Genomic DNA, 24,279 nt, shown 5'->3' on the forward strand with positions numbered 1-24,279 from the left:
CTACTGTCTGATCAAGCGCTTGCTCAACTAGAAGGGTCCGCCGTGCAGAGCCTGGAGAAGCAGTTCGAGCAGTTCCTGGGGGTGGAGGCGGAGCCGCCCCGCGTCGCCCGGTACGAGGTCAACGCCCCGATGATCCGCAACTGGGTGGAGGCGCACGACGACCACAACCCCGTCTACGTCGACGCCGAGGCCGCGCGCGCCACCGGGCGCCCGGACGTGGTGTGCCCACCGGCCATGGCCTCGACCTGGGTGATGTCGGGCTACCGCCGCTACCGCGACGTGCAGCGGATGCGCAGCGAGGGAGTGGGGGAGGACTTCGCCTACTCCCGCCTGCTGCAGCTGCTGGACGACGCCGGCTTCACCTCGGTGGTCGCCACCAACCTCGAGCAGGAGTACCTGCAGGAGATCCACCCCGGCGACCACGTCACCACGCACTTCACCATCGAGGCGATCTCGCCGGTGAAGAAGACCGGCCTGGGGGAGGGCTGCTTCATCACCCTGCTGAAGAAGTACGTCAACCAGCACGACGACCTCCTCGTGGAGGAGCGCTTCCGCCTGCTCCGCTTCAACCCCAGCACCCAGGAGGGCGCGGCATGAGCGCACCGACCGAGAACACGCCCGCCCGCTCCACCACGGTGCCGCACCTGGTGGTCACCCAGGACAACGAGTTCTTCTTCACCGCCGCAGCGCAGGGCCGCCTGGAGATCCAGCGCTGCACCAGCTGCGAGACGCTGCGCCACCCCCCGGCGCCGGCCTGCCCGCAGTGCCGCTCCTTCGACTGGGACACCGTGACCGCCAGCGGCCGCTGCACCCTGCACAGCTACACCGTCATCCACCACCCGCAGGACCCCGCGTTCGAGTACCCGCTCGCGGTGGGCCTGGTGGACCTGCCCGAGGGCACCCGGCTGGTCGCCGACATCGCCGGGGTGGACCACGCCGAGCTCAGGCCGGGCCTGGAGCTGGAGATCGGCTTCGCCGAGCACGCCCACGGAGCGGTCCTGCCCCAGCTGCGCAAGCCCGCCGGCGGTGCGGCATGAGCGCCGCCACCACCGCCCGCTTTCCCGAGGCCGCGGTGGGCGACACCCTGCCGGTGCTCGAGCTGGACCTGGACCGCACCCTCATCGTCGCCGCGGCCATCGCCTCGCAGGACTTCGAGGACGTCCACCACGACCCGGGCAAGGCCCAGGACCGCGGCACCCCGGACATCTTCCTGTCCATCAACTCCACCAACGGCTTCCTGGACCGCTACGTCACCGACTGGTCGGGCCCGGCCTCCCGGATCGCCAGGATCTCCCTGCGCCTGGGCGTGCCCAGCTTCCCCGGCGACACCCTGCGCCTCACCGGCGAGGTGACCGCGGTGGACCGCGACGCCGTCACCCTCACCCTCCGCGGGGAGACCAGCCGCGGAGTCCACGTCACCGCCACCGCCACCGTGGTCCCCACTGCAGGAGGAGCAGCATGAGCACGCGAGGTTTTTCCCGGGACGCGGCGATCGTCGGCATCGGGGCCACCGAGTTCTCCAAGAACAGCGGCCGCTCCGAGTGGCAGCTGGCCTGCGAGAGCACGCTGGCCGCGCTCGCCGACGCCCAGATCGGGGTGGAGGAGGTGGACGGCTTCGCGCTGTTCACCATGGAGACCAACCCGGAGATCGCGGTGGCCCGGGCGCTGGGCATCCCCGAGCTGACGTTCTTCAGCCGCATCCCGCACGGCGGCGGCGGCGCCTGCGCCCCGGTGCAGCAGGCGGCGCTGGCGGTCTCCTCCGGGGTGGCCGACGTGGTGGTGGTCTACCGCGCGTTCAACGAGCGCTCCGGCCACCGCTTCGGCGCCGGCCCGCCGCCGTTCGCCTACAACGCCAACACCGACCAGGAGTACCGCAACTGGATCAACCCCTACGGGCTGCTCACCCCGGCCCAGCAGGAGGCGTTCCTGGCGCGCACCTACATGGAGCGCTACGGCGCCACCAGCGAGGACTTCGGGCGGGTGTCGGTGCTCTCCCGCAAGCACGCCGCCAACAACCCCAAGGCGTGGTTCCACAACCGTCCGATCACCCTCGCCGACCACCAGGCCTCGCGGATGATCGCCGACCCGCTGCGGATGCTCGACTGCTGCCAGGAGAGCGACGGCGGCCAGGCCCTGGTCATCGTCAGCGCCGAGCGCGCCCGCGACCTGCCGCACCCGCCGGCGCTCATCGCCGGGGCCGCCCAGGGGGTGGGGCCGCAGCAGATCTCCATGAGCAGCTACTACCGCGACGACATCGACCGGATGCCCGAGGTGGAGCTGGTGGCCCGGCAGCTGTGGCAGCAGTCCGGCGGCGGCCCGGAGAGCATCGACGCCGCGATCCTCTACGACGCATTCACCCCGATGGTGCTGCTGCAGCTGGAGGAGTACGGCTTCTGCGGGCGCGGCGAGGCCAAGGACTTCCTCCGCGAGGGCCACGCCGACCTCGACGGACGCCTGCCCATCAACACCCACGGCGGACAGCTGGGCGAGGGTTACATCCACGGCGTCAACGGCATCGCCGAGGGCGTGCGGCTGATCCGCGGCACCTCCACCAACCAGCCGTCGAAGTCCCTCGACAACGTCCTGGTCACCGGCGGCTCGCCGGTGCCGCACAGCGCCATCGTGCTCTCCGCCGACCGCTGAGGCGCCCGCGCCGCACCCCTGACCCCTGAAGGAGCACCACCATGACCGAGCGCATCACCTACGCCCGCGCCACCCACGGAGAGGAGGAGATCCAGGCGGTCGTGGACGTGCTGCGCAGCGGCCACCAGGGGCTGCGCATCGGCAAGAACGTGCACGAGATGGAGACCCGCGTCGCCGAGCTCAGCGGCAAGGCGTACGGGGTGATGTGCAACTCCGGGTCCTCGGGGCTGTACCTGGCCATCGAGCTGCTGGACCTGCCCGCCGGCAGCGAGGTCATCACCTCGCCGCTGACCTTCTCCACCGACGTGGCCCCCATCGTGCGGGCCGGGCTGGTCCCAGTGTTCGTCGACGTCGAGCCCAACACCTTCAACGTCGACGTGGCCAAGATCGAGGCGATGGTCAGCGACAAGACGCGGGCCATCCTCATCCCGAACCTGGCCGGCAACTGCCCCGACTGGGACGCCATCCGCGCGGTCGCCGACCGGCACGGGCTCAAGGTCATCGAGGACACCTGCGACGCGCTGGGCCCACGCCTGCACGGCACCCCCACCGGGACCCGCGCCGACATCAGCGTGACCAGCTTCTCGATGGCCCACATCATCACCTGCGCCGGCACCGGCGGCATGGTCATGGTGGACGACGTGGCGCTGCGCGACCGCGCGCTCCTGCTGCGCCGCTGGGGCCGGCGCTCCGAGCCCAACCTCTTCGGCAGCACCGGCACCGGCCGGGTGTTCCGCGAGGAGCTGGACGGGGTGGACTATGACAACGACTTCATCTTCGACGAGCTGTCCTGGAACTTCGAGCCCTCCGAGCTGGGTGCGGCCTACGGCGTGGTCCAGCTGGACAAGCTGCCGGCCAACTACCGGCGTCGTCAGCAGACGTTCGCCTCCTACACCGCGGCCTACGGCGCCCACCCGGAGCTGTTCACCACCCCGGTGCAGACACCGGGCCTGGACACCGCCTGGCTGTGCTACCCGGTGATGATCAACGCCGACGCGCCCTTCACCCGCAGCGACCTGCAGGAGGCCATCGAGGGCGACGGCATCGACACCCGCACGGTGTGGAGCGGCAACATCACCCGCCACCCGATGATGGGCGGCGTCGACTTCCGCCAGCCGGAGGAGGGCCTGCCGGAGGCCGACGCGGTGTTCGCCCGCGGGATGACGCTGGGCATGAGCCACGGCCTCACCGACGCCGAGGTGGAGCGCATCGCCGAGAGCATCCACCGCTTCGCCGCGAAGTGGCAGTAGCCGCGCGCCGGACGACCTGACCACTTCCCCCACCACCCGCAGGAGCCACCCCGATGCACCTGGACCTGTCCGCCGAGTCGAAGCAGCTGCGCCGCGAGCTGCGCGACTACTTCGCCGCCACCATCAACGACGAGGACCGCCGCGCGCTGGTCCACCAGACCGAGGGCGGGCCGGTCTTCACCCGGATCCTGCGCCAGATGGGCCGGGACGGGTGGCTGGGGCTGGGCTTTCCCGCCGAGTACGGCGGCCGGGGGGAGGACCCGGAGGCCCTCTACGTCTTCTACGACGAGGTGATCCGGGCCAACGCCCCGCTGTCGCTGGTCACCCTGAACACGGTGGCGCCGGCGCTGATGAAGCACGGCACCCAGCAGCAGAAGGACTACTTCCTGCCGCCCATCCTCACCGGCGAGCTGATCTTCGCCATCGGCTACACCGAGCCGGGCGCGGGCACCGACCTGGCCTCGCTGCAGACCAAGGCCACCATCGACGGCGACGAGCTGGTGATCAACGGCAACAAGATCTTCACCAGCGCCGGCGTCTTCGCCGACTGGATCTGGCTGGCGGTGCGCACCGACCCCGACGCCCCGCGCCACCAGGGCATCTCGGTGGTGCTGGTGCCCACCAGCGCCCCGGGCTTCTCGGTCACCGAGATCCACACCGTGGGCGGCATCAGCACCGCCGCCACCTACTACGACAACGTCCGGGTGCCGCTGACCAACGTGGTCGGCGAGCTCAACGCCGGCTGGCAGCTGATCACCCACCAGCTCAACCACGAGCGGGTGGCGCTGGCCGCCCGCGGCGGGGTGGCCAACGAGCTGTTCGCCGAGGTGCTGGCCTGGGCCAAGGAGACGCACCCGGACGGCCGGCGGCCCTACGACCAGCCCTGGGTGCGCGCCAAGCTGGCCGAGGTCTACACGCTGCTCAGCGCGGCCGACCTGATGAACCTGCGGCTGGTGGCCGACGTGGCCGCCGGCACCCTGGGCGGTGGGGACTCCGCGGCGGCCAAGATCTTCGGCACCGAGGCCGTGGTCAACGCCTACGGGATGCTGCAGGAGGTGCTGGGCGCCGAGGGGCTGCTCCGCGCCGAGAGCCACGGCGCCGCCATCCAGGGCCGGGTGGAGGCACTGGCCCGACGGGCGCAGAACAACACCTTCGGCGGTGGCACCAACGAGGTGATGCGCGAGATCGTGGCCGCCAAGTGTCTGGGCATGGCCCTGGCCGCCCGGCGCCGCGAGGACCCGAAGCAGCCCAGCACGAGTGGAAAGAGCTGACATGGAGTTCGAGCTTGACGACGACCTGGCCTCCGTGCGCGAGCTGGCCGGGCAGATCTTCACCGACCTCGGCGAGGTGGACCGGCTCCGCGCCGCCGAGCGCGACGGCAGCGGCTTCGACGAGAAGCTGTGGCGGGTGCTCAGCGAGGCCGGCCTGGTGGGCATCGCGGTGGGCGAGGAGCACGGCGGCGCCGGGCTGGGCACGCTGGGGATGATCACCCTGCTGGAGCAGCAGGGCCGCCGGGTGGCCCCGGTGCCGCTGTGGGCGGTGCTGAGCATGGCCGTGCTGCCGCTGGCCGAGCACGGCTCGTCCGAGCAGCAGCAGCGCTGGCTGCCGCAGCTGCTGGACGGCTCCACCCTGGTCACCGGCGCCTTCGACGTGCCGGCCGGGGTGGCGGCGGTGCTGCGGGCCGAGCCGGCGGGGCAGGGCTGGACCCTGCACGGGGAGGTGCCGGTGGTCCCCGCCGCGCAGCGCGCCGCCGCGGTGCTCGCCCCGGTGCTGCTGCCCTCCGGCGAGGTGATGGTGGTGGTGGTGCCCACCGACCGCGCCGGCGTCACGGTCACCCCGGTGCACGTCACCAACCACGAGAGCGCGGCGGCGCTGAGCCTGTCCGGGGTGGCGGTGGGCCAGGAGGACGTGCTGCCCGGCGACGGCGCGGAGATCACCGCCTGGGTGCGCCGACGGGCCCAGCTGGCGCTCGCGGCGCTGCAGCTGGGGGTGTGCGAGGAGGCGCTGGCGATGACCGCCAGGTACACGTCCGAGCGGGTGCAGTTCGGTCGGCCGCTGTCCACCAACCAGGCCGTGGCGGTGCGCGCGGCGGATGCCTACCTGGACACCGAGAGCATCCGGCTGACCACCCAGAAGGCGGCCTGGCTGATGGACGCCGGGCAGGAGGAGGAGGCGCGGGCGGCCACCTTGGTGGCCAAGTGGTGGGCGGCCAAGGGTGGGCTCCGCGCGGTGCACGCCACCCAGCACCTGCACGGCGGCATGGGCGCGGACATCGACTACCCGATCCACCGCTACTTCCTGTGGGGCCGCCAGATCGCCTTCACCCTGGGCAGCGCGGCCGCGGTGGAGGCAGAGCTGGCCGAGGTGCTCGAGCACGGCGGCGCGATCGGCTCCCCAGCCTGAGCCCAGCGTCCCCCTTCGGGCGTTCAGCTTCGAGGCGTTCAGGGCCCGCAACGCCCTTCTTGGGGGCCGTTGCCGGCGATGCGGGCCCTGAACGCCGGGGGGAGCGGGGGAGTCAGGCCCAGGTGAGGGTGTCGGCCTGCTCCAGGCGGGGCAGCCGGTCGAACCAGGCGTTCTCCGCGGCGGGGTGGCCGATGTTGACCACCAGCTGCGAGCGCCAGCGGCCGTCGCCGAAGAACTCCGCGTCGATGCCGGCGTGGTCGAAGCCGGCCATCGGGCCTGCGGCCAGGCCGGCCGCGCGCACGGCCAGGATGAAGTAGCCGGCCTGCAGCGCGGCGTTGAACGTGCCCATGCCGGTGCGCATGGCCTCGTCCGCCTCGAAGGCGTCGCGCATCCCCGGGTTGATCGGGAAGACGGTGGGCAGGTGGTCGTGGAAGCGGCTGTCCACGGCGAGCACGGCGACCGCGGGGGCGGAGGCGGTCTTGGCCTGGTTGCCCTCGGCCATGTGCGGCAGCAGCCGCGCCTTGCCCTCGTCGGTGCGCACGTAGAGCACCCGCATCGGCTGGGTGTTGGCGGCGGTGGGCGCCCACTTGGCCAGGTCCCAGATGCCGGCGAGCTCGTCGTCGGTCACGGGGGTGTCGGTGAAGGCGTTGGCGGTGCGCGCCTCGGTGAACAGGATCTGACGGCTGAGCTCGTCGATCGCGGTACCGGCGGTGGAGCTCGTCGTGGAGGTCACGTGGGTGCTACCTACTTCCTATTGGCTTCGAAAAAACAAGCAACAAGAGAGACGCTAGCACCTGCCTATGATGGTGTGGTGAGTCCAGCTGAGAGTGCCCCCCTGCACGAGCCGCGCGTCTGTGACGCCGCGCTCGCGCGGGCGTTCGGGTTCCTGGGCAAGCGCTGGAACGGCGTCATCCTCGCCACCCTGCTGGCCGGGCCGGCCGGCTTCGCCGTGCTGCGCCGCGGGGTGGGGGGCATCAGCGACTCGGTGCTCTCCGAGCGGCTCAGCGAGCTGAGCAAGGCCGGGCTGGTGCAGCGCACCGTCGCGGAGGGCCCGCCGGTGGCGGTGGAGTACAGCCTCACCCCCGCCGGTCAGGCGCTGCTGCCGGCGCTGAGCGAGCTCACCGCCTGGGCCAGGGACAACCTGCCCGAGGGCGGCTGCCCCAACAGCTGACCGCGCTGCGGCTCAGCCCTGCTGCAGCTCAGCCCTGCGGAACGCAGGTGCTCGGCGCCGGCTCGGTGCTGCCGGTGGCCGCAGCCACGAAGCGCTCGTAGAGCCAGCGCTGGGCGTCGGGCGCACCGAGCACGAACGGCAGCGCGTGGCCGATGCCGACCCCGGGGAACACCGCCGGCAGGGTGATCTCCTGCAGCTGCACCCGGGTGCCCGGCTGGGCGCACCAGTCCGCGGCGAGCTGGCGAACCTGCCCGATCGGGACCACGTCGTCGTTGGTGCCGCTCCAGAGGTAGACCGGGGCGTCCGGGGTGTGCCGACCCACCCGCAGGTCGGCCAGCGCCGAGGCGAAGGGCTCGGTGAACAGGAAGGAGGTGAACGGCTGACCGTCGACGGTGTACTGGCCGGACTGCTGGAAGCCGAACCGCAGGATGGTCTCGCCCAGGCACTGCGTGCGCACGGCCTGGACGAAGTCCTTCCCGCGCTGGTTCAGCCGAGCGTCGAAGGCGGCCGCCAGCTGGGGGTCGTTGGCGGCGAGGCTGTTGATCGCGTAGCCCAGCGCCCCGGAGAGGATGGTGCCGTCGCTGCCCATCGCCACCGGGACCACGTCGGCCGGGGGAGCCCCCACCGCGCTGCCCACCAGGTTCACCTGCGGGGCGTAGGTGGAGTGCAGCTCGGCTGCAGCCCCCGCCGCCTGCCCGCCCTGGGAGTAGCCGTAGATGCCGACCGGGCCGTCGGCGGGGACGTCGAGGCCAGGCACCTCGCGGCCCAGGTTTTGCGCTGCGGTGGCGGCGTCGAGCACGGCGTGCGCCTCCTCCACCGGGTTGAGGTAGCTGTGCACCCGGTCGGGGGTGCCCAGGCCGAGGTAGTCGGTGACCACCACGTTGGCGCCCGCGGCCAGCAGCGAGGGCAGGGTGATCGCCTCGTACTCCAAGCCCTGGCCGAGCAGCACCGACGGCGCGCACTGGTCGCCCTGGCCGATGGTGCCCACCGCGTAGCTGATCAGCGGGCGGTCGCCGCCGCCACGCCACGGGGCGGTGGCCTGCAGCACCGTTCCGGTGACAGCCACGGCCTCGCCGTTCGCGTCGGTGCTCTTGTACATGATCGTGGTGGCGGGCACGCCCAGGTAGGCCACGGTGGCGGGCCGGTGGCGGACGAGGTCGCCGTTGGTCGCGGGCAGCTCCGCGGGTGGCGTGTAGAACGCAGCCCCGCCCAGGGCAGCGTCTCCGGGAGCGGCGGCGCCGGCGGGCGTGGTGGCCAGCACCGTCAGCCCCACTGCGGCCAGGGCGATGACGGGGATGGTCCGCAACCGGTGCCGAGCGAGCATGGGTCCTCACCTCTCCTTGCGGGACAGGTGCGCGACGACTGCCGCGGCAGCGGGCTGCCCGGGCTCACCGTGACACAGCAAGTGGCCTGAGTCACGCACCACGGCGCCGCCGCGCTCGGTGGCCGGTGACCTGCCCTTGTCCTGCTCACCTCGACGTGGCTGGATGGACGGTGGCGGGGGCCAGCGAGGCCCTTGGCGGTGGCCGGAGGTGCGCATGAGCCTGGTGAGTGGACCGATCTTCCAGATCTGCTGGGTGGTGGAGGACCTCGAGGCCGCCGAGCAGTGGTTCACGGACACGCTCGGGGTGCCGCACTGGATGCGGGTTCCCAACGTGGTGTTCGGGCCCGAGCACGCCACGTACCGCGGGGAGCCCGCCGACTTCGTCATCGACGTGGCGCTGGGCTACTTCGGGGAGCAGCAGGTGGAGCTCATCCGGCCGGTGTCCGGGCCCAGCCTCTACACCGAGCACCTGCAGACCAGCGGCCCCGGGCTGCACCACGTGGCCTGGGTGCCCGAGGACTTCGACGCGGCGCTGGAGCAGGCCCGTGCCCAGGGGCTGACGGTCACCCAGTCGGGCACCTTCCCCGGTACCGGCATGGAGTTCGCCTACCTCGACGGCACCGCGGGCGGCGCCCCGCACGTCGAGCTGCTGCGCCTGTCCCCGGACATGGTGGCGCTGTTCGACTCCGTGCGGCACCCGGGCTGAGGCGGCACGCGGCTGAGCAGTCGGCGTGGTCCGATGTGTCCGATTTATCAGCACTGCCCGTGAGCAGGGCAGCATCCACCGGTAAGATGTGGATAAACCTCCCGCCCGTGCTGCCGGACCGTGTGCGTCCGGCTGTGTGACTCACTGACGGAGCTCCCCCTGCTCGTACTGCTGATCATCCATGCCGCCGCGGCGCTGCTCGCGCCTGCGCTCGTGCGCTGGATGGGTCGCAGGGCGTTCCTGGTCCTGGCCGCTGTTCCCGCCGCCGGCCTGGTGTGGTCGGTGCGCACCATGGGCACCGTCCAGGAGATCTACCACCAGTGGATACCTGGCCTGGACCTCAACTTCGTCCTCCGGCTGGACCCGCTCGCCTCGATCCTCTGCGTGCTGGTCACCGGGGTCGGTGCGCTGGTGCTGCTGTACTGCTCCCGCTACTTCGACGACGACGAGCCGCGCCTCGGGCTGTTCGCCGGTCTGATGGTGGCCTTCGCCGGGGCCATGTACGGCTTGGTCCTGAGCGACAACATGCTCCTGCTCTACATGTTCTGGGAGCTCACCACCGTCCTGTCCTTCCTGCTGGTGGGTCACTACGCCAGCAAGGCCCGCAGCCGTCGGGCCGCCACGCAGGCGCTGCTGGTCACCACTGGTGGTGGCCTGGCGATGCTGGTGGGCATCGTGATCCTGGGCCGGCTCACCGGCAGCTACCTGCTCTCCGACGTGGTAGCCGCCGGCCCCGGGCTGATCACCTCGCACAGCTGGCTCACCGGTGTGGGCATCGTGCTGGTGCTCGTCGGTGCGCTGAGCAAGTCGGCCATCGTCCCCCTGCACTTCTGGCTGCCCGGCGCGATGGCCGCTCCCACCCCGGTGAGCGCCTACCTGCACGCCGCGGCCATGGTGAAGGCCGGCATCTACCTGGTGGCGCGGCTGGCACCGGGCTTCGCCGACGCCGCCGCGTGGCGGCCCCTGGTGATCACCCTCGGCCTGGCCGCGATGCTCATCGCCGGGTGGCGGTCGCTGCGGGAGAACGACCTCAAGCTGGTGCTGGCCTTCGGCACCGTCAGCCAGCTCGGCTTCCTCACCGTGCTGGTGGGTGCGGGCACCCGGGACATGGCGCTGGCGGGGATGGCCATGCTGGTGGCCCACGCCCTGTTCAAGGCCACCCTGTTCCTCGTCGTCGGCATCATCGACCACTCCACCGGCACCCGGGACCTGCGCAAGCTCAGCGGGCTGGGCCGAAAGCAGCCGCTGCTGGCGGTGATCGCCATCGCTGCGGCCGCGAGCATGGCCGGCGTCCCGCCCTTCATCGGCTTCGTGGGCAAGGAGGCCGCCTTCGACGCGCTGCTGCACTCCGGCCTGCCGGCCACCTGGGGGCTGAGCGCCGCGACGGCCTCCACCGTCACCCTGGTGGGCCTGGTCGCCGGCTCGGCGCTGACGGTGGCCTACAGCCTGCGCTTCGTCTGGGGCGCGTTCGGCGCCAAGGGCGAGGCGGAGCCCAGCGCCAAGGTGCGCAAGCTGCACGCCCCCAGCCCGCTGTTCCTGGTGGCACCCGCCGTGCTCACCGTGACCGGTCTGCTGGACGGGCTGTTCTCGCCCCTCATCAGCGACATCTTCGCCGACTACGCCGACACCCTGCCCGGCTCCCAGTCCTACCACCTGGCCCTGTGGCACGGCCTCGGCCCGGCGCTGGCGCTCACCGGAGCGGCCTTCCTCGGGGGTGGCCTGCTGTTCGTGGCGCGGGAGCAGGTGGTGCGCCTGCAGTGGGCCAGCCCGCCGCTGGGCAACGCCGACCGGATCTACGACGGCGTGCTGCGCCAGGCCGACGTGCTGTCCCAGAAGCTCACCGGCACCACGCAGCGCGGCTCGCTGCCGCTGCACCTCACCACCATCCTGCTGGTGCTGCTGGTGCTGCCCTCGGTGTTCCTGGCCATCGGCACCGACACCGGTCTCCGGCTGAAGCTGTGGGACGCGCCGCTGCAGGTGGTGATCGGGCTGCTGGCGGTGGTGGCCGCGCTGGCGGCCACCCAGGTGCGCAACCGCCTCGCCGGCGTGCTGCTGGTCGGCGTCACCGGCTACGCCAGCGGCGTCATCTTCGCGCTGCACGGCGCCCCAGACCTCGCCCTCACCCAGTTCCTGGTGGAGACGCTGCTGCTGGTGACCTTCGTGCTCGTGCTGCGCAAGCTGCCGCCGGAGATGCTGGACAGCAACTCCATCGGCCGCCGGGGGCCGCGTGCCGCGCTGTCGATCGCGGTGGGCACGCTGCTCACCGTGCTGGGGGCGTACGCGCTCAACGCCCGCAGCGCCCTGCCGATCTCGGTGCAGCTGCCCGACCTGTCGTACCTGGAGGCGGGCGGGCGCAACGTGGTCAACGTGCTGCTGGTGGACATCCGCGCCTGGGACACCATCGGCGAGATCTCGGTGCTGCTGGTGGCGGCCACCGGCGTGGCCAGCCTGGTGTTCGGCCACCGTCGAGTGGGCACCGCGCCGCGGGTGTCGGACGTCGACGACAGCGACGGCGGGTCGCTGCCGGCCCCGGAGAACCAGCCCACCCCGAGCTCCCCGCAGGAGCCCGGCTTCCCGGAGAGCTCACCGCGCTCGCAGGAGGGCACCACCTGGCTGCGCGGTGGCGACGTGATCGACCCGCGCTACCGCTCGCTGATGCTGGAGATCACCGCCCGGCTGGTGTTCCCCACGATCATGGTGCTGTCGGTGTACTTCCTCTTCGCCGGCCACAACGCCCCCGGCGGCGGCTTTGCCGGTGGCCTGGTCGCGGGGCTGGCGCTGGCCGTGCGCTACCTCGCCGGCGGCCGCTACGAGCTGGGCGAGACGCTGCCGGTGGACGCCGGGCTGATCCTCGGCCTGGGCCTGCTGATCTCCGGCATCACCGCCGGAGCCTCGGTGCTCCTGGGTGCGCCGGTGCTGTCCTCGGCCATCATCGAGGTGACGCTGCCGGTGCTGGGCCACGTCAAGCTGGTCACCGCGCTGTTCTTCGACATCGGCGTCTACCTCATCGTCATCGGCCTGGTGCTGGACGTGCTCCGCAGCCTCGGCGCCGGCCTGGACCTGCAGGAGGAGTCCGCGGAGGAGGTCCGCGACGCGGACAACCGCGAGTCGCTGGAGGCGGCCAACGCAGGGGACTGGACCGGCAGCGACCCCACGGCTCACACACAGCGAAAGGAGTGGAACCGATGACCGCAAACCTGGGGATGCTCGTCGTCATCGGGGTGCTCTACTCCTGCGGGATCTACCTGCTCATCGAGCGCAGCGTCACCCGGCTGCTGCTGGGGGTGCTGCTCATCGGCAACGCCACCAACCTGCTGCTGCTCACCTCGGGCGGGCCCTCCGGGGCGGCCCCGATCGTGGGCCGCGCTGGTGAGCGCCCGATGACCGACGCGCTGGCCCAGGGCATGATCCTCACCTCGATCGTCATCACCATGGGGCTCGCCGCGTTCGTGCTGGCGCTGACCTACCGCGCGTTCCGGCTCAACCGGCAGGACCTGGTGGAGAACGACCCCGAGTCGGCGAAGATCTCCCGCCGCAGCCTGGCCGAGGCCCCGGACCGGGACCGCTCCGACGACCCCGTCACCGGTGAGCCCGCCCCCGAGGTGGACGAGTCGGAGTTCGACCCGTCGGAGTTCGAGGTCGAGGACCCCGAACCGGTGGGCGCCGACGGCGTGCCCGGGCCGGGCGGCCGCACCCGGGGGGAGCCGCAGTGATCGCCACCCTCGCTCCGCTGCCGGTGCTGCTGTCGCTGCTCGGTGCTGCCGCCACCATGGTCATGGGCCGCCGGCCCCGCGCGCAGCGGCTGATCAGCATCGTCGTGCTCACCGCCGTGCTCGCAGTGGCGGTGGCCCTGCTGGTGCTCGTCGACCGCGACGGCATGGCCGCGGTGCAGGTGGGCGGCTGGGCCGCTCCGGTGGGCATCACCCTGGTGGTGGACCGGCTCTCCGCGCTGATGCTGGTGGTCTCGGCGGTGGTGCTGCTGGCCGTCCTGCTGTTCGCGGTGGGCCAGGGTGTCAGCGACGGCGACGAGCAACGTCCGGTGTCGATCTTCCAGCCCACCTACCTGGCGCTGTCGGCGGGCGTGAGCAACGCCTTCCTGGCCGGCGACCTGTTCAACCTCTACGTGGGCTTCGAGGTGCTGCTGGCGGCCAGCTACGTGCTGCTGACGGTGGGCGGCTCGGCGGAGCAGATCCGCGCAGGGGTGTCCTACGTGGCGGTGAACCTGCTGTCGTCGCTGGTGTTCCTCTCCGGCATCGGCTTCGTCTACGCCGCCACCGGCACGCTGAACATGGCCCAGATCGCCCAGCGGATGCCCGACGTGCCGGAGGGAACCCGCAACGCCATCTTCGCGGTGCTGCTGGTGGCGTTCTGCCTCAAGGCCGCGGTGTTCCCCATGTCGGCGTGGCTGCCCAACAGCTACCCGACCGCACCGGCACCGGTCACCGCGGTGTTCGCCGGCCTGCTCACCAAGGTGGGTGTCTACGCCATCATCCGCACCCAGACGCTGCTGTTCCCGGGTGGGGCGATGGACCGGGTGCTGATGGTGGCCGGGCTGCTCACCATGCTGGTGGGCATCCTGGGCGCGCTGGCCCAGAACGACATCAAGCGGCTGCTGAGCTTCACCCTGGTCAGCCACATCGGCTACATGGTGTTCGGCATCGCGCTGTCATCGCAGGCGGGCCTGTCCGGCGCCATCTACTACGTGGTGCACCACATCGTCGTGCAGACCTCGCTGTTCCTGGTGGCCGGGCTGGTGGAGCGCCAAGGTGGCTCCACGTCGCTGCGACGCCTCGGCGGCCTGGCCGTGGCCAGCCCCCTGCTGGCGGTGCTCTACTTCATCCCGGCGATGAACCTGGGTGGCATCCCCCCGTTCTCCGGCTTCATCGGCAAGACCTCGCTGCTGCAGGCCGGGGTTGCCGACGGCAGCGTGCTCGCCTGGGCGCTGGTGGTGGGCAGCGTGCTCACCAGCCTGCTCACCCTCTACGCCGTCGCCCGGGTGTGGACCAAGGCGTTCTGGCGGCCCCGCGAGGATGCTCCCGAGGGGGAGCTGGCCGAGACCGGCCCGCTGGCCAAGGTCCCCGCCGCCTCGGACACCGCGGTGGCCGAGAAGGTCGGGCCCATGCCCGCCAGCATGCTGGTGCCCACCGTCGGCATCATCGGGGTGAGCATGCTGCTCACCGTGCTCGCCGGCCCACTGGTGGGCATCACCGACCGCGCCGCCACCGACCTGCGCCAGCCGGCGCACTACGTCGAGACGGTGCTGGGGCCGGGTGCGGGCCGATGAAGATCCTGCGCCGCAACTCCCTGCACGGCGCCGCCGTGGTCGCCTGGCTCGCCTTCGTCTGGGTGCTGCTGTGGGGCAACATCTCCGCCGCGAACATCCTGGGCGGCATCGTCGTGGCCATCGTCATCCGCACCCTGCTGCCGCTGCCCCCGGTGCCGGTGGAGAGCCGGGTGCACCTGTGGGCGCTGGTCAAGCTGGTCGCCCACGTGGTGTGGGACCTGGTGGTCTCCAGCACCCAGGTGGCGCTGCTGGCCATCCGCCCCGGACCACCGCCGCGCAGCGCCGTGGTGCGCACGCACATGCGGGTGGAGTCCGAGCTGGTGCTGGCCCTCACCGTCACCACGCTCACCCTGGTGCCGGGATCGATCGTGATGGAGATCGACCGCACCAACCGGGTGATCTACTCGCACGTCCTCGACGTCCGCTCGGAGAAGGACATCCGGCGCTTCAAGGAGCAGGTCCGACGCCTGGAGGACCGATTCATCGCGGCGTTCGAGTCCCCGGACGAGCCGAGCGCGGTGTCCCCGAGCGGGGGAGGTGTGCGATGACCGTGCTCGCCGTCGTGCTCGCCGTGATCTTCACCCTGGCCGGTGCGTTCACCGTGGTCCGCATCGTGCGTGGCCCCACCACGCTGGACCGGGTGGTGGCGGTGGACGTGCTGGTGGCCGTCATCCTGTGCGCGCTGGGCGCGCAGGCCGCGGTCACCAAGGACTCCTCCACGGTGCCCGCCATCGTGGCGCTGTCGCTGCTGAGCTTCGTCGGCAGCGTGAGCGTCGCCCGCTTCCGAGTGAGGGACGACCAGTGAGCACCTTCCTCGACGTGATCGCCGGCATCGCCCTGCTCGGCGGTGCGCTGCTAGCCCTGACCGCCTCGATCGCCCTGGTGCGCTTCCCCGACACCATGTCGCGCATGCACGCCGGCGCCAAGCCGCAGGTGCTCGGCCTGCTGCTGGTGCTGGCCGGCGCCACCATCCGGCTGCGCGGCAACGTCGACGTGGGGATGCTGGTGCTGGCCGGGATGTTCCAGCTGATCACCGCCTCGGTGGTCGCGCACCGGCTCAGTCGCGCGGCCTACCGGGAGCGGGACCGCTGCGTGCGCGCCGACCTGCTGGTGGCCGACGAGCTGGCCGAGGACGAGGGTGCCGGCGAGGCGATGTGCGAGTGCGAGGTGCCGCCGCCGGTGGCCCAGCCCCGCCCGGAGCCGGCCGTGCGCGAGGAGCCCGTGCACGCCCAGTCCCCCAACGGAGTGGGCCGGAGCTAGCCGGGCTACAGGGTGCTGACCTCCTGCTGGTGCAGGGACCGCGGCTCCACCCCGGCGCGGTTGAGGGCGGCCACCACCTCCGGCAGCCGCGCCTGGTCCACCAGCACCTCCACCCGCAGCCGGTCGTGGAAGCTGGACTGCTGCAGGCTCCCGCGGAACATCGCCGAGCGCAGCTCACCGGTGTACACCGCGGCGCTGGTGAGCTCCAGCGACTGGGCGCCGGCCGCCAGCAGGGCGTCGCGCAGCTCGTCGACCTGCTCGCTGCGCACCGTGGCCGTCACCAGGCGCAGGGCCCCGTGCCCGTCGCCGCCGGCGTCGGCGGGGGTGAGCCGGTGGCCGTTGGTGCGGGCCGGCACCGCCGACTCGGTGAGCCGGCTGGTGACGTCGCCCAGCGCGTAGCCGGTGGCGCCCTGCTGCACCTCGTCCAGGTGGTCCTGCTCGTCCAGGGGCTCGCGCAGGCCGATGGTGAGCTGCACCGCCATGGCGATGATCCAGCTGACCACCAGCGAGAAGACCACCACGCTGACCAGGGCCACCACCTGGTGCCACAGCAGGCTGCCGCCACCGCCGTAGAACACCCCGTCGGCGCCGACGGGGTTGATGTCGCTGCTGCCGAAGAACCCCAGCAGCAAGGTGCCCAGCACGCCGCCGAGGAAGTGCACGGCGATGACGTCGAGCGCGTCGTCGTAGCGCAGCAGGAACTTCAGCCGCACCGCCAGGTTGCACAGCAGGCCGGCGATGAGCCCGATGGCGACGGCGCCGCCGGTGCTGACGAAGCCCGCGCACGGGGTGATGGTGGCCAGCCCGGCGATCGCGCCGGAGACGGCGCCCACCAGGGTGGAGTGGCCGCTGGTGAGCTGCTCCACCAGCAGCCAGGTGAGCATGGCGGCGGAGGCGGCGATGTGGGTGTTCATCATGGCCTGCGCGGCTACTGCGTCGGCCTGCAGGCCGTCACCGGCGTTGAAGCCGAACCAGCCGAACCACAGGATCCCGGCGCCGACCAGCATGAGCGGCAGGTTGTTGGGGGAGGAGGCGGTGCTGGACCACCCCTTGCGCCGGCCGACCACCAGCAGCACCGCGATCGCGGCTGCGCCCGCCGAGGCGTGCACCACCATCCCGCCGGCCCAGTCCTGGGCGCCCAGGTCGGCCAACCAGCCCTGTGGAGCCCACAGCCACCGCGCCACGAGCGGGTACACGACGATGGACCAGATCACCAGGAAGCACACCCAGCCGAAGAACTTGAGCCGCCCGGCCACCGCGCCGGTGAGCAGCGCCGGGGTGATGACCGCGAACATCATCTGGAACGCCACGAAGGCCAGCGCCGGAATGGTGACCGCTCCGGCGACGGTGTGGAACTGCGGGGCGTCCACCTCCAGCAGCGAGAAGGCGTCGACGTTGCCGATGACGGAGTTGCCCTCGTTGGAAAACGCCAGGGTGTAGCCGACGATCACCCAGGTCAGGGAGATGACGCAGAGCGGAATGATGTTCTGCATGATCATGGTGAGCACGTTGTTGACGCGCACCATCCCGCCGTAGAACAGCGCCAGGCCCGGCGTCATGAACATGACGAGCGCCGCGCAGACGAGCACCCACGCGGTGTCGCCGGCGTTCATCGCCAGGTCCCGAGGTCGAGTGCCGGTGACGGGCTGCAGCTTCGGTACATGGCGACCACCAGTTTCGTGTCTGGTTCACGGGAGCTGTCGCCGAGCGCTCCCCGCCTCGGCGCTGCACGGGCCTCATTAGTCTACCGGCAGAAAAATTGCAACCAAAGTGTGGGAATTCACCACAAACGGGCGGGCGGACGGGGTTTTGGTTCAGCGGCGGCGCACCCGGTTCTGGGCCCAGGTGATGCGCAGCCCAGGAACCGCCTGCGGCGGCACGCCGGGCAGGCTGAACACGGAGCCGTCGCGCAGCTCGATGCGGGCCTGCTCGTCGCCAGGACGGGGGTCGAGCACCCAGCGGACCTCCCACCACGGCACGAAGATGCGCCGCATCACCAGGCGCAGCCCGTCCGGGGTGACCACCGTCAGCGGGACCAGCCAGATGGCCGCGATGCCCAGCGCGGCCAGCGGCACCAGCACCACCCAGGCGATGCTGTGCGAGGCGATGGTGAACATGACCAGCCAGGCCATCGTCATGCCGAACAGCATGGTCAGCCAGGTGCGTGCGTAGCGCGCCCCGCGGAAGCGGCCCAGCGCGGGTCGTTGGTCGTCGTCGTCCCTGCGTGCCACTGATCGAGGATATCGCCGGGCCCCGAGCGCGCCGCGGGCCCCGGTTGTCCGGAAGGATGGGGCGCCTGGCCACCGGGCCGGAGCGCGACCGACACCGAGGAGCAGCACATGACGGGCTTTGCGGAGCAGCTGGGACTGCAGCCGGGCACCACCGAGGACGGTCGGGCGGAGCTGGACTTCACGGCGACCGAGGAGCACCTCAACCCGGCCGGAGCCGTGCACGGCGGGGTGCTCGCGACCCTGGTGGACACCGCGATGGGCCTGGCCGTGCGCAGCCGCACCGGCGAGGACGACTCCCCGGCGACCAGCCAGCTGACCATCACCTACCTGCGGCCGGCCAAGCCGGGGGAGCTGCGGGCGGTCGGCAAGATCCGCACCCAGGGCGAGCACCTGATGGTGTGCGAGGCGGAGGTGCTGCAGGGCGAGGAGTCGGTGGTGCACGCCCTGGCCACCTTCGCCCTGCTGCACCGCTGAGGTCCGACCCGTGTCCGGCCCCGGCGGCGGTGACCCCGCGACCGACGACGTCCACCCGATCTGCGTGACCTGCGGGGTGCAGTACGACCCGCTGCTCGTGGTGGACGGCCGCTGCGTCGTGTGCGAGGACGAGCGGCAGTACGTGGGCTGGGACGGCCAGCGCTGGACCACGCTGGCCGAGCTGGCCGAGCAGGGCCACCAGACGGTGCTGCGCCAGGAGGGCGCGCTGTGGGGCGTCGGCACCGAACCGTCCTTCGCCATCGGGCAGCGGGCCCTGCTGGTGCCCGGCGAGGGCGGGAACCTGCTGTGGGACTGCGTGTCCTACCTCGACGCGGAGACCGTGGCCGCGGTGGCCGAGCAGGGTGGCATCGCGGCGGTGGCCGTCTCGCACCCGCACTTCTACTCCTCGGCGATCGCCTGGAGCGAGGCCTTCGGTGGTGTGCCGGTGTACCTGCACGCCGCCGACGCAGAGTGGGTCTGCCGCGACGGCAACATCGTCTCGTGGACCGGCGACACCCTGGAGGTGCTGCCGGGTCGGACCCTGCTGCGGGCCGGGGTGCACTTCGCCGGCGGCACGGTGCTGCACTGGGACGGTCGCGACGCCGGCGGCGTCACCCTCGCCGGGCCTGCGCTGTGCACCGGCGACATCCTCACCGTGGTGATGGACCGGCGCTACGTCTCCTTCATGTACAGCTACCCCAACCACGTGCCCGAGTCGCCCGCGGTGATCGACCGGGCGCTGCGGCTGCTGGAGCCGTGGCCGTTCGACACCATCTACGGCGGCTGGTGGCGGCGGGTGGTAACCGGTGACGCCAAGCTGGCCGTGCAGCGCTCCGCCGAGCGGTACCTGGCCCGGCTGGAGCACGAGCCGGACTAGCGCTGGGGCGGACTAGGGGCGGGAGCGCCCGGTCCAGGCCAGCAGGTCCGCCACCGGCCAGGTGTTCACCACCCGGTCGGGGTCGACGTCGCACTCCTCGGCCCGTGCACACCCGTAGGCCTGCCAGTCCAGCTGGCCGGGGGCGTGGGCGTCGGTGTCCACGCTGAACAGGCAGCCCGCGGCCACCGCCTGGCGCAGCAGCCGACGCGGCGGGTCCAGGCGCTCGGGGCGGCTGTTGATCTCCACCGCCACGTCGTGCTCGGCGCAGGCGGCGAACACCGCCTCGGCGTCGAAGTCGCTCTCCGGGCGCACCCCCCGGTCGCCGGTGACCAGCCGGCCGGTGACGTGGCCGAGGACGTCGGTGTGCGGGTTGCGCACGGCGGCCAGCATCCGCGCGGTCATGGCGGCTCGGTCGGTGCGCAGCTTGGAGTGCACGGAGGCCACCACCACGTCCACCTCGCCCAGCAGCTCGTCGGTCTGGTCCAGCGTCCCGTCCACGTTGATGTCGCACTCGATGCCCGACAGCAGCCGGAACGGGGCCAGCTGCTCGTTGACGGTGGCCACCAGGGCGAGCTGCTCGCGCAGCCGCTCGGCGGTGAGGCCCCGGGCGACGGTCAGCCGCGGGGAGTGGTCGGTCATGGCCAGGTACTCGTGGCCCAGCTCGACCGCCGTCGCCGCCATCTCCTCCACCGGGCTGCCGCCGTCGCTCCAGCTGCTGTGGCAGTGCAGGTCGCCGCGCAGCTGCGCCAGCAGCTTCTCCCCGCCCTCCACCAGGTGGCCGGCGGACTCCTCCAGCCGGACCAGGTAGTCGGGGGTGTGCCCGGTGTGCGCCTGGGTGATCACCGCGGCGGTCTTGGGGCCGATGCCGCCGAGGTCGGTGAGCGTCCCTGCCGCCACCCTCCGGTCCAGGTCGGTGGGGGAGAGCCGGGTGACGACGTCGGCGGCGTTGCGGAAGGCTTGCACCCGGTGGCTGGCCTCGCGGGCACGCTCGAGCAGGAAGGCGATCCGTCGCAGGGCCGTCACCGCGTTCATGGGGTGAGGCTAGCCAAGGTGGGCGGGGCTAGCCCAGAGGAAGATCAGCCGCTCGGCGCCAGGACCTTGGTGAGCACCTCGAGCTCCAGGTCGTCGCGCAGCGGCACGCCGAACCGCTCGTCGCCGTAGGGGAAGGGGCGCCGCTCGCCGGTGCGCCGGTAGCCACGCCGCAGGTACCAGGCGATCAGCTCGGCACGCTGGGTGATCACCGTCAGCTCCATCGTGGCGCAGCCCAGCTCGGTGACGGCGCGGCGCTCGGCCTCCGCCAGCAGCAGCCGGCCCAGGCCCTCGCTCTGGTGCCCCGGGCGGATGCTGAACAGGCCGAAATAGGCCTGCCCGGGAGTGTCCTGCCCGGGCGTGGGGCCGGTCAGCTCGCAGCAGCCCAGCAGGGCCCCGTCCGCCGCGCACAGCAGCAGCACCTGGGTGCCCGGCCGGGCCAGCAGCTGGCGCACCTGCCCGGCGTCGGTGCGCTGGCCCTGCAGCAGGTCCGCCTCGGTGGTCCACCCGGACCGGCTCTGCTCGCCGCGGTAGGCCAGCTGCACCAGCGCCGCGACCGCCTCGGCATCGGTGTCCTGGGCGGTGCGGAAGGTCGGGGAATCGGTCACCACGGTGCTAGTCCTACGCCACCGGGATGTAGCGGGCCCGTGCGGGTTCGCGGGCCCGACCGGTGTGACCTGAGTCGCTATACATTGGAGAGGTGAGCGTCCGGCACCCGCACGACATCGTGGAGCACGAGCTGGCGGTGCTCTTCCGTCGGGCCCGCTCGTTCTCTGGCGAGCTCGCCCGCGAGGTGCACCCCGGCCTGGAACCGGCGGCCTACGCGCTGCTGCAGCGGGTGGAGGAGGTGGGCGAGGTCCGGCTCACCGACCTGGCCGCCTTCTACGGCGTGGGCAAGCCGACGCTGAGCCGTCAGGTGGGGCTGCTGCTCAAGCTGGGCCTGATCAAGCGGATGGAGGACGCCGCCGACCGCCGCTCGGCCAAGCTGTCGATGACCGACGACGGACTGGTGCGGCTGGCGCACGCCCGCACCGCCCGGCGCCAGCGCTTCGCCCGGCTGCTGGACGACTGGTCGGCGGAGGACGTGAGCCGGTTCGGGGAGCTGCTGGTGCAGTTCAACCGCATTCAGGACTGAGGCCGACGAGGCTCTAGGGTGAGCGGGTGCGACTCCAGCAGGTCATGTCCCGGGCCCTCGCGCTGGTGCAGTCGCACTGGTGGCTGGCGCCGCTGGTCCTCCTCGTCTCCGGTGCCTCGCGCCTGGTGCTCAGCTTCCTCACCCGCACCGGGCTGAACATGGTGGACCTGCGCGTCTACAGCTTCGGCGCGCAGTCGCTCGAGCGCGGGGAGCTCTACACCTTCACGTTCTCGGAGATGACCCCCAACTTCCCGCTGCCCTTCACCTACCCACCGTTCGCGGCGCTGCTGTTCTTCCCGCTGCACTACGTGCCCATCACCGCCCTGGCCGTGCTGTGGCTGGTGGTCACCATGGTGGCGCTGTGGGGCGTGGTGCGCCTGAGCCTCACGCTGCTGCTGGGTGCGGAGCGCTCGGCCGAGCCCTTCTGGCGCAACGCCGCCATGCTGTGGGCCGCGGTGGGGATCTGGATGGAACCGGTGCGCACCACGCTGGACTACGGCCAGGTCAACGTCTTCCTGGTGCTGGGGGGCCTGGCCGCGGCCACCACCAGCCGGTGGTGGCTGGCCGGCGGCATCGTCGGCGTGCTGGCCGGGGTGAAGCTGACGCCGGCGATCACCGGCCTGTACTTCCTGGCCCAGCGCCGCTACCTGGCGGCGGTGTTCTCCGCCGTGGCCTTCGCCGCCACCATCGCCATCAGCTTCCTGGCCATCCCGGACGCCACCCGCACCTACTTCGGTGAGCTGCTGGGCAAGGCGGACCGGATCGGCCCGGTGGGCTCGGCCATCAACCAGTCGCTGCGTGGGGTGCTCAGCCGCTTCGCCGGCCACGACGTGGGCACCGGTCCGGTGTGGGTGGTGGCGGTGCTGCTGGCCGCGGCGCTGTGCGTGTGGGCCTGGCGGGGCCTGGCCGCCGACGACCGGCTCGGCACCCTGGTGATCGTCCAGCTGTTCGGGCTGCTGGTCTCGCCCATCTCGTGGAGCCACCACTGGGTGTGGCTGGTGCCCGCCGTGCTGTGGCTGGCCCACGGCCCGCTGCGCCAGACCAGGCTGGCCTTCGTCGCGAGCCTGGTGTGGGTGGTGGTCATGCTGATCGGGGTGATCGCGCTGCTGCTGCTGCAGCAGCCCAGCATCTGGGAGTTCGAGCGGCCCCTGCTGGAGTCGATCTCCGGCGCGATCTACCCGGCCGGCACCGCCTTCATCCTGGTGCTCATGGGGTTGCAGCGGCGTCTGGTCAGGCCTCGGCCAGCAGTGCCGCAACCTGCTGTGCCAGCTCCACGTCCCGTTGCGTGACGCCACCGGCGCTGTGCGTCGTGCACGCGAAGGTCACGGTGCGCCAGCGGATGTCGATGTCCGGGTGGTGGTTGCGCTGTTCTGCGACCTCGCCCACCGCGGCCACCAGCGCCAGCACGGCGGGAAAGCTCGCCAGCTCGGTGGTCAGCTGCAGACGGTCGTCGGTGAAGGCCCAGCCGGGCAGCTCGTGCAGCGCCGACTCGATCTCCGCCTGGGTCAGCAAGGTCGCCATGGTTGATGGTGGCACGGGCCGGCACTGCCGGCACGGACAGCCCGGACGGCGCCGGTGACCACCGCACGCCTGGAGCGCGACGTCGCGGCGCCGCTGGCCACCACGGCCGGCGCCGTGCGCTCGGTGGTGGTGGCCGCCGCGCTGGGCGGACACGCCCGGGTGCAGGTACCGCGAGCACAGGGTCTCCTCGCCCCCGGGGACGTGGTGGCCGTGCGGCCCCGGCGCCTGCCGGTCACCCTCCGCCTGCGGGTGGCTGTCGCCGAGCTGCACCAGCTGCGGCTGAGCCGGCAGCGTGGCCCCCTGCCGTCCCTGGAGGTCACCGTCACGCTCGCGCCCACCACGGCGGGCACCCGCCTGGTGGCCCAGGTGCGGGGTCCGTCGGGTGGTCTGGTTCGCGGCTGGGTGCAGGCCGTGCTGGGGGAGTGGGTGGACCACGTGAGCGCCGCCGCCACCGCGATGGCCGCCGCCCGGGAGGTGGTGGCCGGTGCCGTGGTCGCCGACGGTCGGCTGCTGGTGGCCCAGCGGCGACGCCCGCCCGCGCTCGCCGGGAAGTGGGAGCTGGCGGGCGGAGGGGTGGAGCCGGGAGAGAGCCCGCAGCAGGCGCTGGTCCGCGAGCTCGACGAGGAGCTCGGCGTGGTGGTGGAGCCGGGCGAGCAGGTTGGCGCGGACGTGCTGCTGCCCGACGGTCGGGTGCTGCGCGCCTACCGCGCCGAGCTGGTCCGGGGCCCCGCCGAGGCCAGGGAGCACGCCGCGCTGCGGTGGGTGGGAGCCGGCGAGCTCAGCCGGTTGGACCTGGTGGTGAACGACCGGGGCTGGCGCGCTGAGCTGGCCCCGCTGCTGGTCGAGTGACCTGCAGTGCGGGAAAAGTTCGTGTGAGCGGGTAAGATGTTTGTCGCCGCAGTGGCTGAGTGGTGCGCGACGGACGAGAAGCACAAAAAGTCCGCGCATGCGCCCAGGTCGACGGCCACCCC

The 24,279-nt window shown here is 72.1% G+C and carries 26 protein-coding genes and 1 pseudogene; 20 read left to right on the forward strand and 7 right to left on the reverse strand.

What is annotated here, in order from left to right; all coding sequences use genetic code 11:
• Positions 1–42 precede the first annotated feature (42 nt).
• From AC3YO9_RS15185 to AC3YO9_RS15215, 7 genes are read left to right on the forward strand one after another with little or no spacing between them, the layout of a single operon-like run.
• The gene (locus AC3YO9_RS15185; protein WP_489983770.1) at positions 43–597 is read left to right on the forward strand and encodes an FAS1-like dehydratase domain-containing protein; all 555 of its coding nucleotides are present in this window, start codon (positions 43–45) and stop codon (positions 595–597) included.
• On the forward strand, positions 594–1,037 hold the full coding sequence (locus AC3YO9_RS15190; RefSeq protein ID WP_127782232.1) for a Zn-ribbon domain-containing OB-fold protein: 444 nt from the start codon (positions 594–596) through the stop codon (positions 1,035–1,037). The genes AC3YO9_RS15185 and AC3YO9_RS15190 overlap by 4 nt, the downstream gene beginning before the upstream one ends.
• Positions 1,034–1,462, forward strand: coding sequence for a hotdog family protein (locus AC3YO9_RS15195; protein ID WP_489983771.1), 429 nt, complete (start codon positions 1,034–1,036; stop codon positions 1,460–1,462). The genes AC3YO9_RS15190 and AC3YO9_RS15195 overlap by 4 nt, the downstream gene beginning before the upstream one ends.
• Entirely contained in the window at positions 1,459–2,643 is a 1,185-nt protein-coding gene (locus AC3YO9_RS15200; RefSeq protein WP_489983772.1) for a lipid-transfer protein, read from the forward strand. The genes AC3YO9_RS15195 and AC3YO9_RS15200 overlap by 4 nt, the downstream gene beginning before the upstream one ends.
• 41 nt (positions 2,644–2,684) lie before the next feature.
• Positions 2,685–3,893 (forward strand): DegT/DnrJ/EryC1/StrS family aminotransferase, encoded by a 1,209-nt coding sequence (locus tag AC3YO9_RS15205; protein ID WP_489983773.1) that lies wholly within the window; start codon positions 2,685–2,687, stop codon positions 3,891–3,893.
• 53 nt (positions 3,894–3,946) lie between these two features.
• Positions 3,947–5,164 carry an acyl-CoA dehydrogenase family protein gene (locus AC3YO9_RS15210; RefSeq protein ID WP_489983774.1) on the forward strand — a complete coding sequence of 406 codons (1,218 nt, stop codon included), beginning with the start codon at positions 3,947–3,949 and terminating at the stop codon, positions 5,162–5,164.
• Between the two features lies 1 nt (position 5,165).
• Positions 5,166–6,296 carry an acyl-CoA dehydrogenase family protein gene (locus AC3YO9_RS15215; protein WP_489983775.1) on the forward strand — a complete coding sequence of 377 codons (1,131 nt, stop codon included), beginning with the start codon at positions 5,166–5,168 and terminating at the stop codon, positions 6,294–6,296.
• Between the two features lie 112 nt (positions 6,297–6,408).
• Here AC3YO9_RS15215 and AC3YO9_RS15220 read toward each other — a convergent pair whose 3' ends face one another.
• Positions 6,409–7,029, reverse strand: coding sequence for a malonic semialdehyde reductase (locus AC3YO9_RS15220; protein ID WP_489983776.1), 621 nt, complete (start codon positions 7,027–7,029; stop codon positions 6,409–6,411).
• Positions 7,030–7,107: 78 nt separating this feature from the next.
• Here AC3YO9_RS15220 and AC3YO9_RS15225 point away from each other — a divergent pair, with 78 nt between their 5' ends.
• On the forward strand, positions 7,108–7,467 hold the full coding sequence (locus AC3YO9_RS15225; RefSeq protein WP_489983777.1) for a winged helix-turn-helix transcriptional regulator: 360 nt from the start codon (positions 7,108–7,110) through the stop codon (positions 7,465–7,467).
• A gap of 28 nt (positions 7,468–7,495) precedes the next feature.
• Here AC3YO9_RS15225 and AC3YO9_RS15230 read toward each other — a convergent pair whose 3' ends face one another.
• On the reverse strand, positions 7,496–8,791 hold the full coding sequence (locus AC3YO9_RS15230) for a lipase family protein (RefSeq protein WP_489983778.1): 1,296 nt from the start codon (positions 8,789–8,791) through the stop codon (positions 7,496–7,498).
• A gap of 214 nt (positions 8,792–9,005) precedes the next feature.
• Between AC3YO9_RS15230 and AC3YO9_RS15235 the strand changes: the two genes are divergently transcribed.
• The 7 genes and pseudogenes from AC3YO9_RS15235 to AC3YO9_RS15265 form a co-directional block, all read left to right on the forward strand.
• Positions 9,006–9,497 carry a VOC family protein gene (locus AC3YO9_RS15235; RefSeq protein ID WP_127782241.1) on the forward strand — a complete coding sequence of 164 codons (492 nt, stop codon included), beginning with the start codon at positions 9,006–9,008 and terminating at the stop codon, positions 9,495–9,497.
• A gap of 159 nt (positions 9,498–9,656) precedes the next feature.
• Entirely contained in the window at positions 9,657–12,686 is a 3,030-nt protein-coding gene (locus AC3YO9_RS15240) for a Na+/H+ antiporter subunit A (protein ID WP_489984078.1), read from the forward strand.
• Positions 12,683–13,210 carry a Na(+)/H(+) antiporter subunit C gene (locus AC3YO9_RS15245; protein WP_489983779.1) on the forward strand — a complete coding sequence of 176 codons (528 nt, stop codon included), beginning with the start codon at positions 12,683–12,685 and terminating at the stop codon, positions 13,208–13,210. The genes AC3YO9_RS15240 and AC3YO9_RS15245 overlap by 4 nt, the downstream gene beginning before the upstream one ends.
• A 56-nt stretch (positions 13,211–13,266) precedes the next feature.
• Complete coding sequence (locus AC3YO9_RS15250; RefSeq protein ID WP_489984079.1) at positions 13,267–14,781, forward strand: Na+/H+ antiporter subunit D; 1,515 nt, start codon at positions 13,267–13,269, stop codon at positions 14,779–14,781.
• Positions 14,778–15,329, forward strand: a complete 552-nt coding sequence (locus AC3YO9_RS15255) for a Na+/H+ antiporter subunit E (protein WP_489983780.1) — start codon at positions 14,778–14,780, stop codon at positions 15,327–15,329. The genes AC3YO9_RS15250 and AC3YO9_RS15255 overlap by 4 nt, the downstream gene beginning before the upstream one ends.
• Positions 15,326–15,586: a monovalent cation/H+ antiporter complex subunit F gene (locus AC3YO9_RS15260; protein ID WP_127782245.1), complete on the forward strand. Its 261-nt coding sequence runs from the start codon at positions 15,326–15,328 to the stop codon at positions 15,584–15,586. Before AC3YO9_RS15255 ends, AC3YO9_RS15260 begins: the two co-directional genes overlap by 4 nt.
• Positions 15,583–15,906, forward strand: a pseudogene (locus AC3YO9_RS15265) (monovalent cation/H(+) antiporter subunit G); the annotation flags it as partial. The gene AC3YO9_RS15260 and the pseudogene AC3YO9_RS15265, both read left to right, overlap by 4 nt.
• 140 nt (positions 15,907–16,046) lie before the next feature.
• Here AC3YO9_RS15265 and amt read toward each other — a convergent pair.
• The gene (gene amt, locus AC3YO9_RS15270) at positions 16,047–17,654 is read right to left on the reverse strand and encodes an ammonium transporter (RefSeq protein WP_489983781.1); all 1,608 of its coding nucleotides are present in this window, start codon (positions 17,652–17,654) and stop codon (positions 16,047–16,049) included.
• 201 nt (positions 17,655–17,855) lie between these two features.
• Entirely contained in the window at positions 17,856–18,272 is a 417-nt protein-coding gene (locus tag AC3YO9_RS15275) for a hypothetical protein (RefSeq protein ID WP_127782248.1), read from the reverse strand.
• Positions 18,273–18,380: 108 nt separating this feature from the next.
• On the opposite strand from AC3YO9_RS15275, the gene AC3YO9_RS15280 reads away from it, so the two are divergent.
• Together AC3YO9_RS15280 and AC3YO9_RS15285 are read left to right on the forward strand one after the other, a co-directional pair.
• Positions 18,381–18,746: a PaaI family thioesterase gene (locus tag AC3YO9_RS15280; protein ID WP_127782249.1), complete on the forward strand. Its 366-nt coding sequence runs from the start codon at positions 18,381–18,383 to the stop codon at positions 18,744–18,746.
• Positions 18,747–18,756: 10 nt separating this feature from the next.
• Positions 18,757–19,623 carry an MBL fold metallo-hydrolase gene (locus AC3YO9_RS15285; RefSeq protein WP_489983782.1) on the forward strand — a complete coding sequence of 289 codons (867 nt, stop codon included), beginning with the start codon at positions 18,757–18,759 and terminating at the stop codon, positions 19,621–19,623.
• 12 nt (positions 19,624–19,635) lie between these two features.
• On the opposite strand, the gene AC3YO9_RS15290 is transcribed toward AC3YO9_RS15285, so the two are convergent.
• Together AC3YO9_RS15290 and AC3YO9_RS15295 are read right to left on the reverse strand one after the other, a co-directional pair.
• Positions 19,636–20,655, reverse strand: coding sequence for a PHP domain-containing protein (locus AC3YO9_RS15290; protein ID WP_489983783.1), 1,020 nt, complete (start codon positions 20,653–20,655; stop codon positions 19,636–19,638).
• Positions 20,656–20,699: 44 nt separating this feature from the next.
• A complete protein-coding gene (locus AC3YO9_RS15295) occupies positions 20,700–21,260 on the reverse strand; it encodes a GNAT family N-acetyltransferase (RefSeq protein WP_489983784.1) in 561 nt (186 codons plus the stop codon).
• A 92-nt stretch (positions 21,261–21,352) separates the two neighbouring features.
• On the opposite strand from AC3YO9_RS15295, the gene AC3YO9_RS15300 reads away from it, so the two are divergent.
• Positions 21,353–21,787 carry a MarR family winged helix-turn-helix transcriptional regulator gene (locus AC3YO9_RS15300; protein WP_489983785.1) on the forward strand — a complete coding sequence of 145 codons (435 nt, stop codon included), beginning with the start codon at positions 21,353–21,355 and terminating at the stop codon, positions 21,785–21,787.
• A 44-nt stretch (positions 21,788–21,831) separates the two neighbouring features.
• Entirely contained in the window at positions 21,832–23,076 is a 1,245-nt protein-coding gene (locus AC3YO9_RS15305; RefSeq protein ID WP_489984080.1) for a mannosyltransferase, read from the forward strand.
• Here AC3YO9_RS15305 and AC3YO9_RS15310 read toward each other — a convergent pair.
• Positions 23,018–23,308 carry a 4a-hydroxytetrahydrobiopterin dehydratase gene (locus tag AC3YO9_RS15310; protein ID WP_489983786.1) on the reverse strand — a complete coding sequence of 97 codons (291 nt, stop codon included), beginning with the start codon at positions 23,306–23,308 and terminating at the stop codon, positions 23,018–23,020. The two genes, AC3YO9_RS15305 and AC3YO9_RS15310, sit on opposite strands and share 59 nt — an antisense overlap.
• Before the next feature lie 456 nt (positions 23,309–23,764).
• Between AC3YO9_RS15310 and AC3YO9_RS15315 the strand changes: the two genes are divergently transcribed.
• The gene (locus AC3YO9_RS15315) at positions 23,765–24,157 is read left to right on the forward strand and encodes a (deoxy)nucleoside triphosphate pyrophosphohydrolase (RefSeq protein WP_127784661.1); all 393 of its coding nucleotides are present in this window, start codon (positions 23,765–23,767) and stop codon (positions 24,155–24,157) included.
• Positions 24,158–24,279 lie beyond the last annotated feature (122 nt).

It is taken from the genome of Rhodococcus sp. Z6_132 (assembly GCF_058133635.1).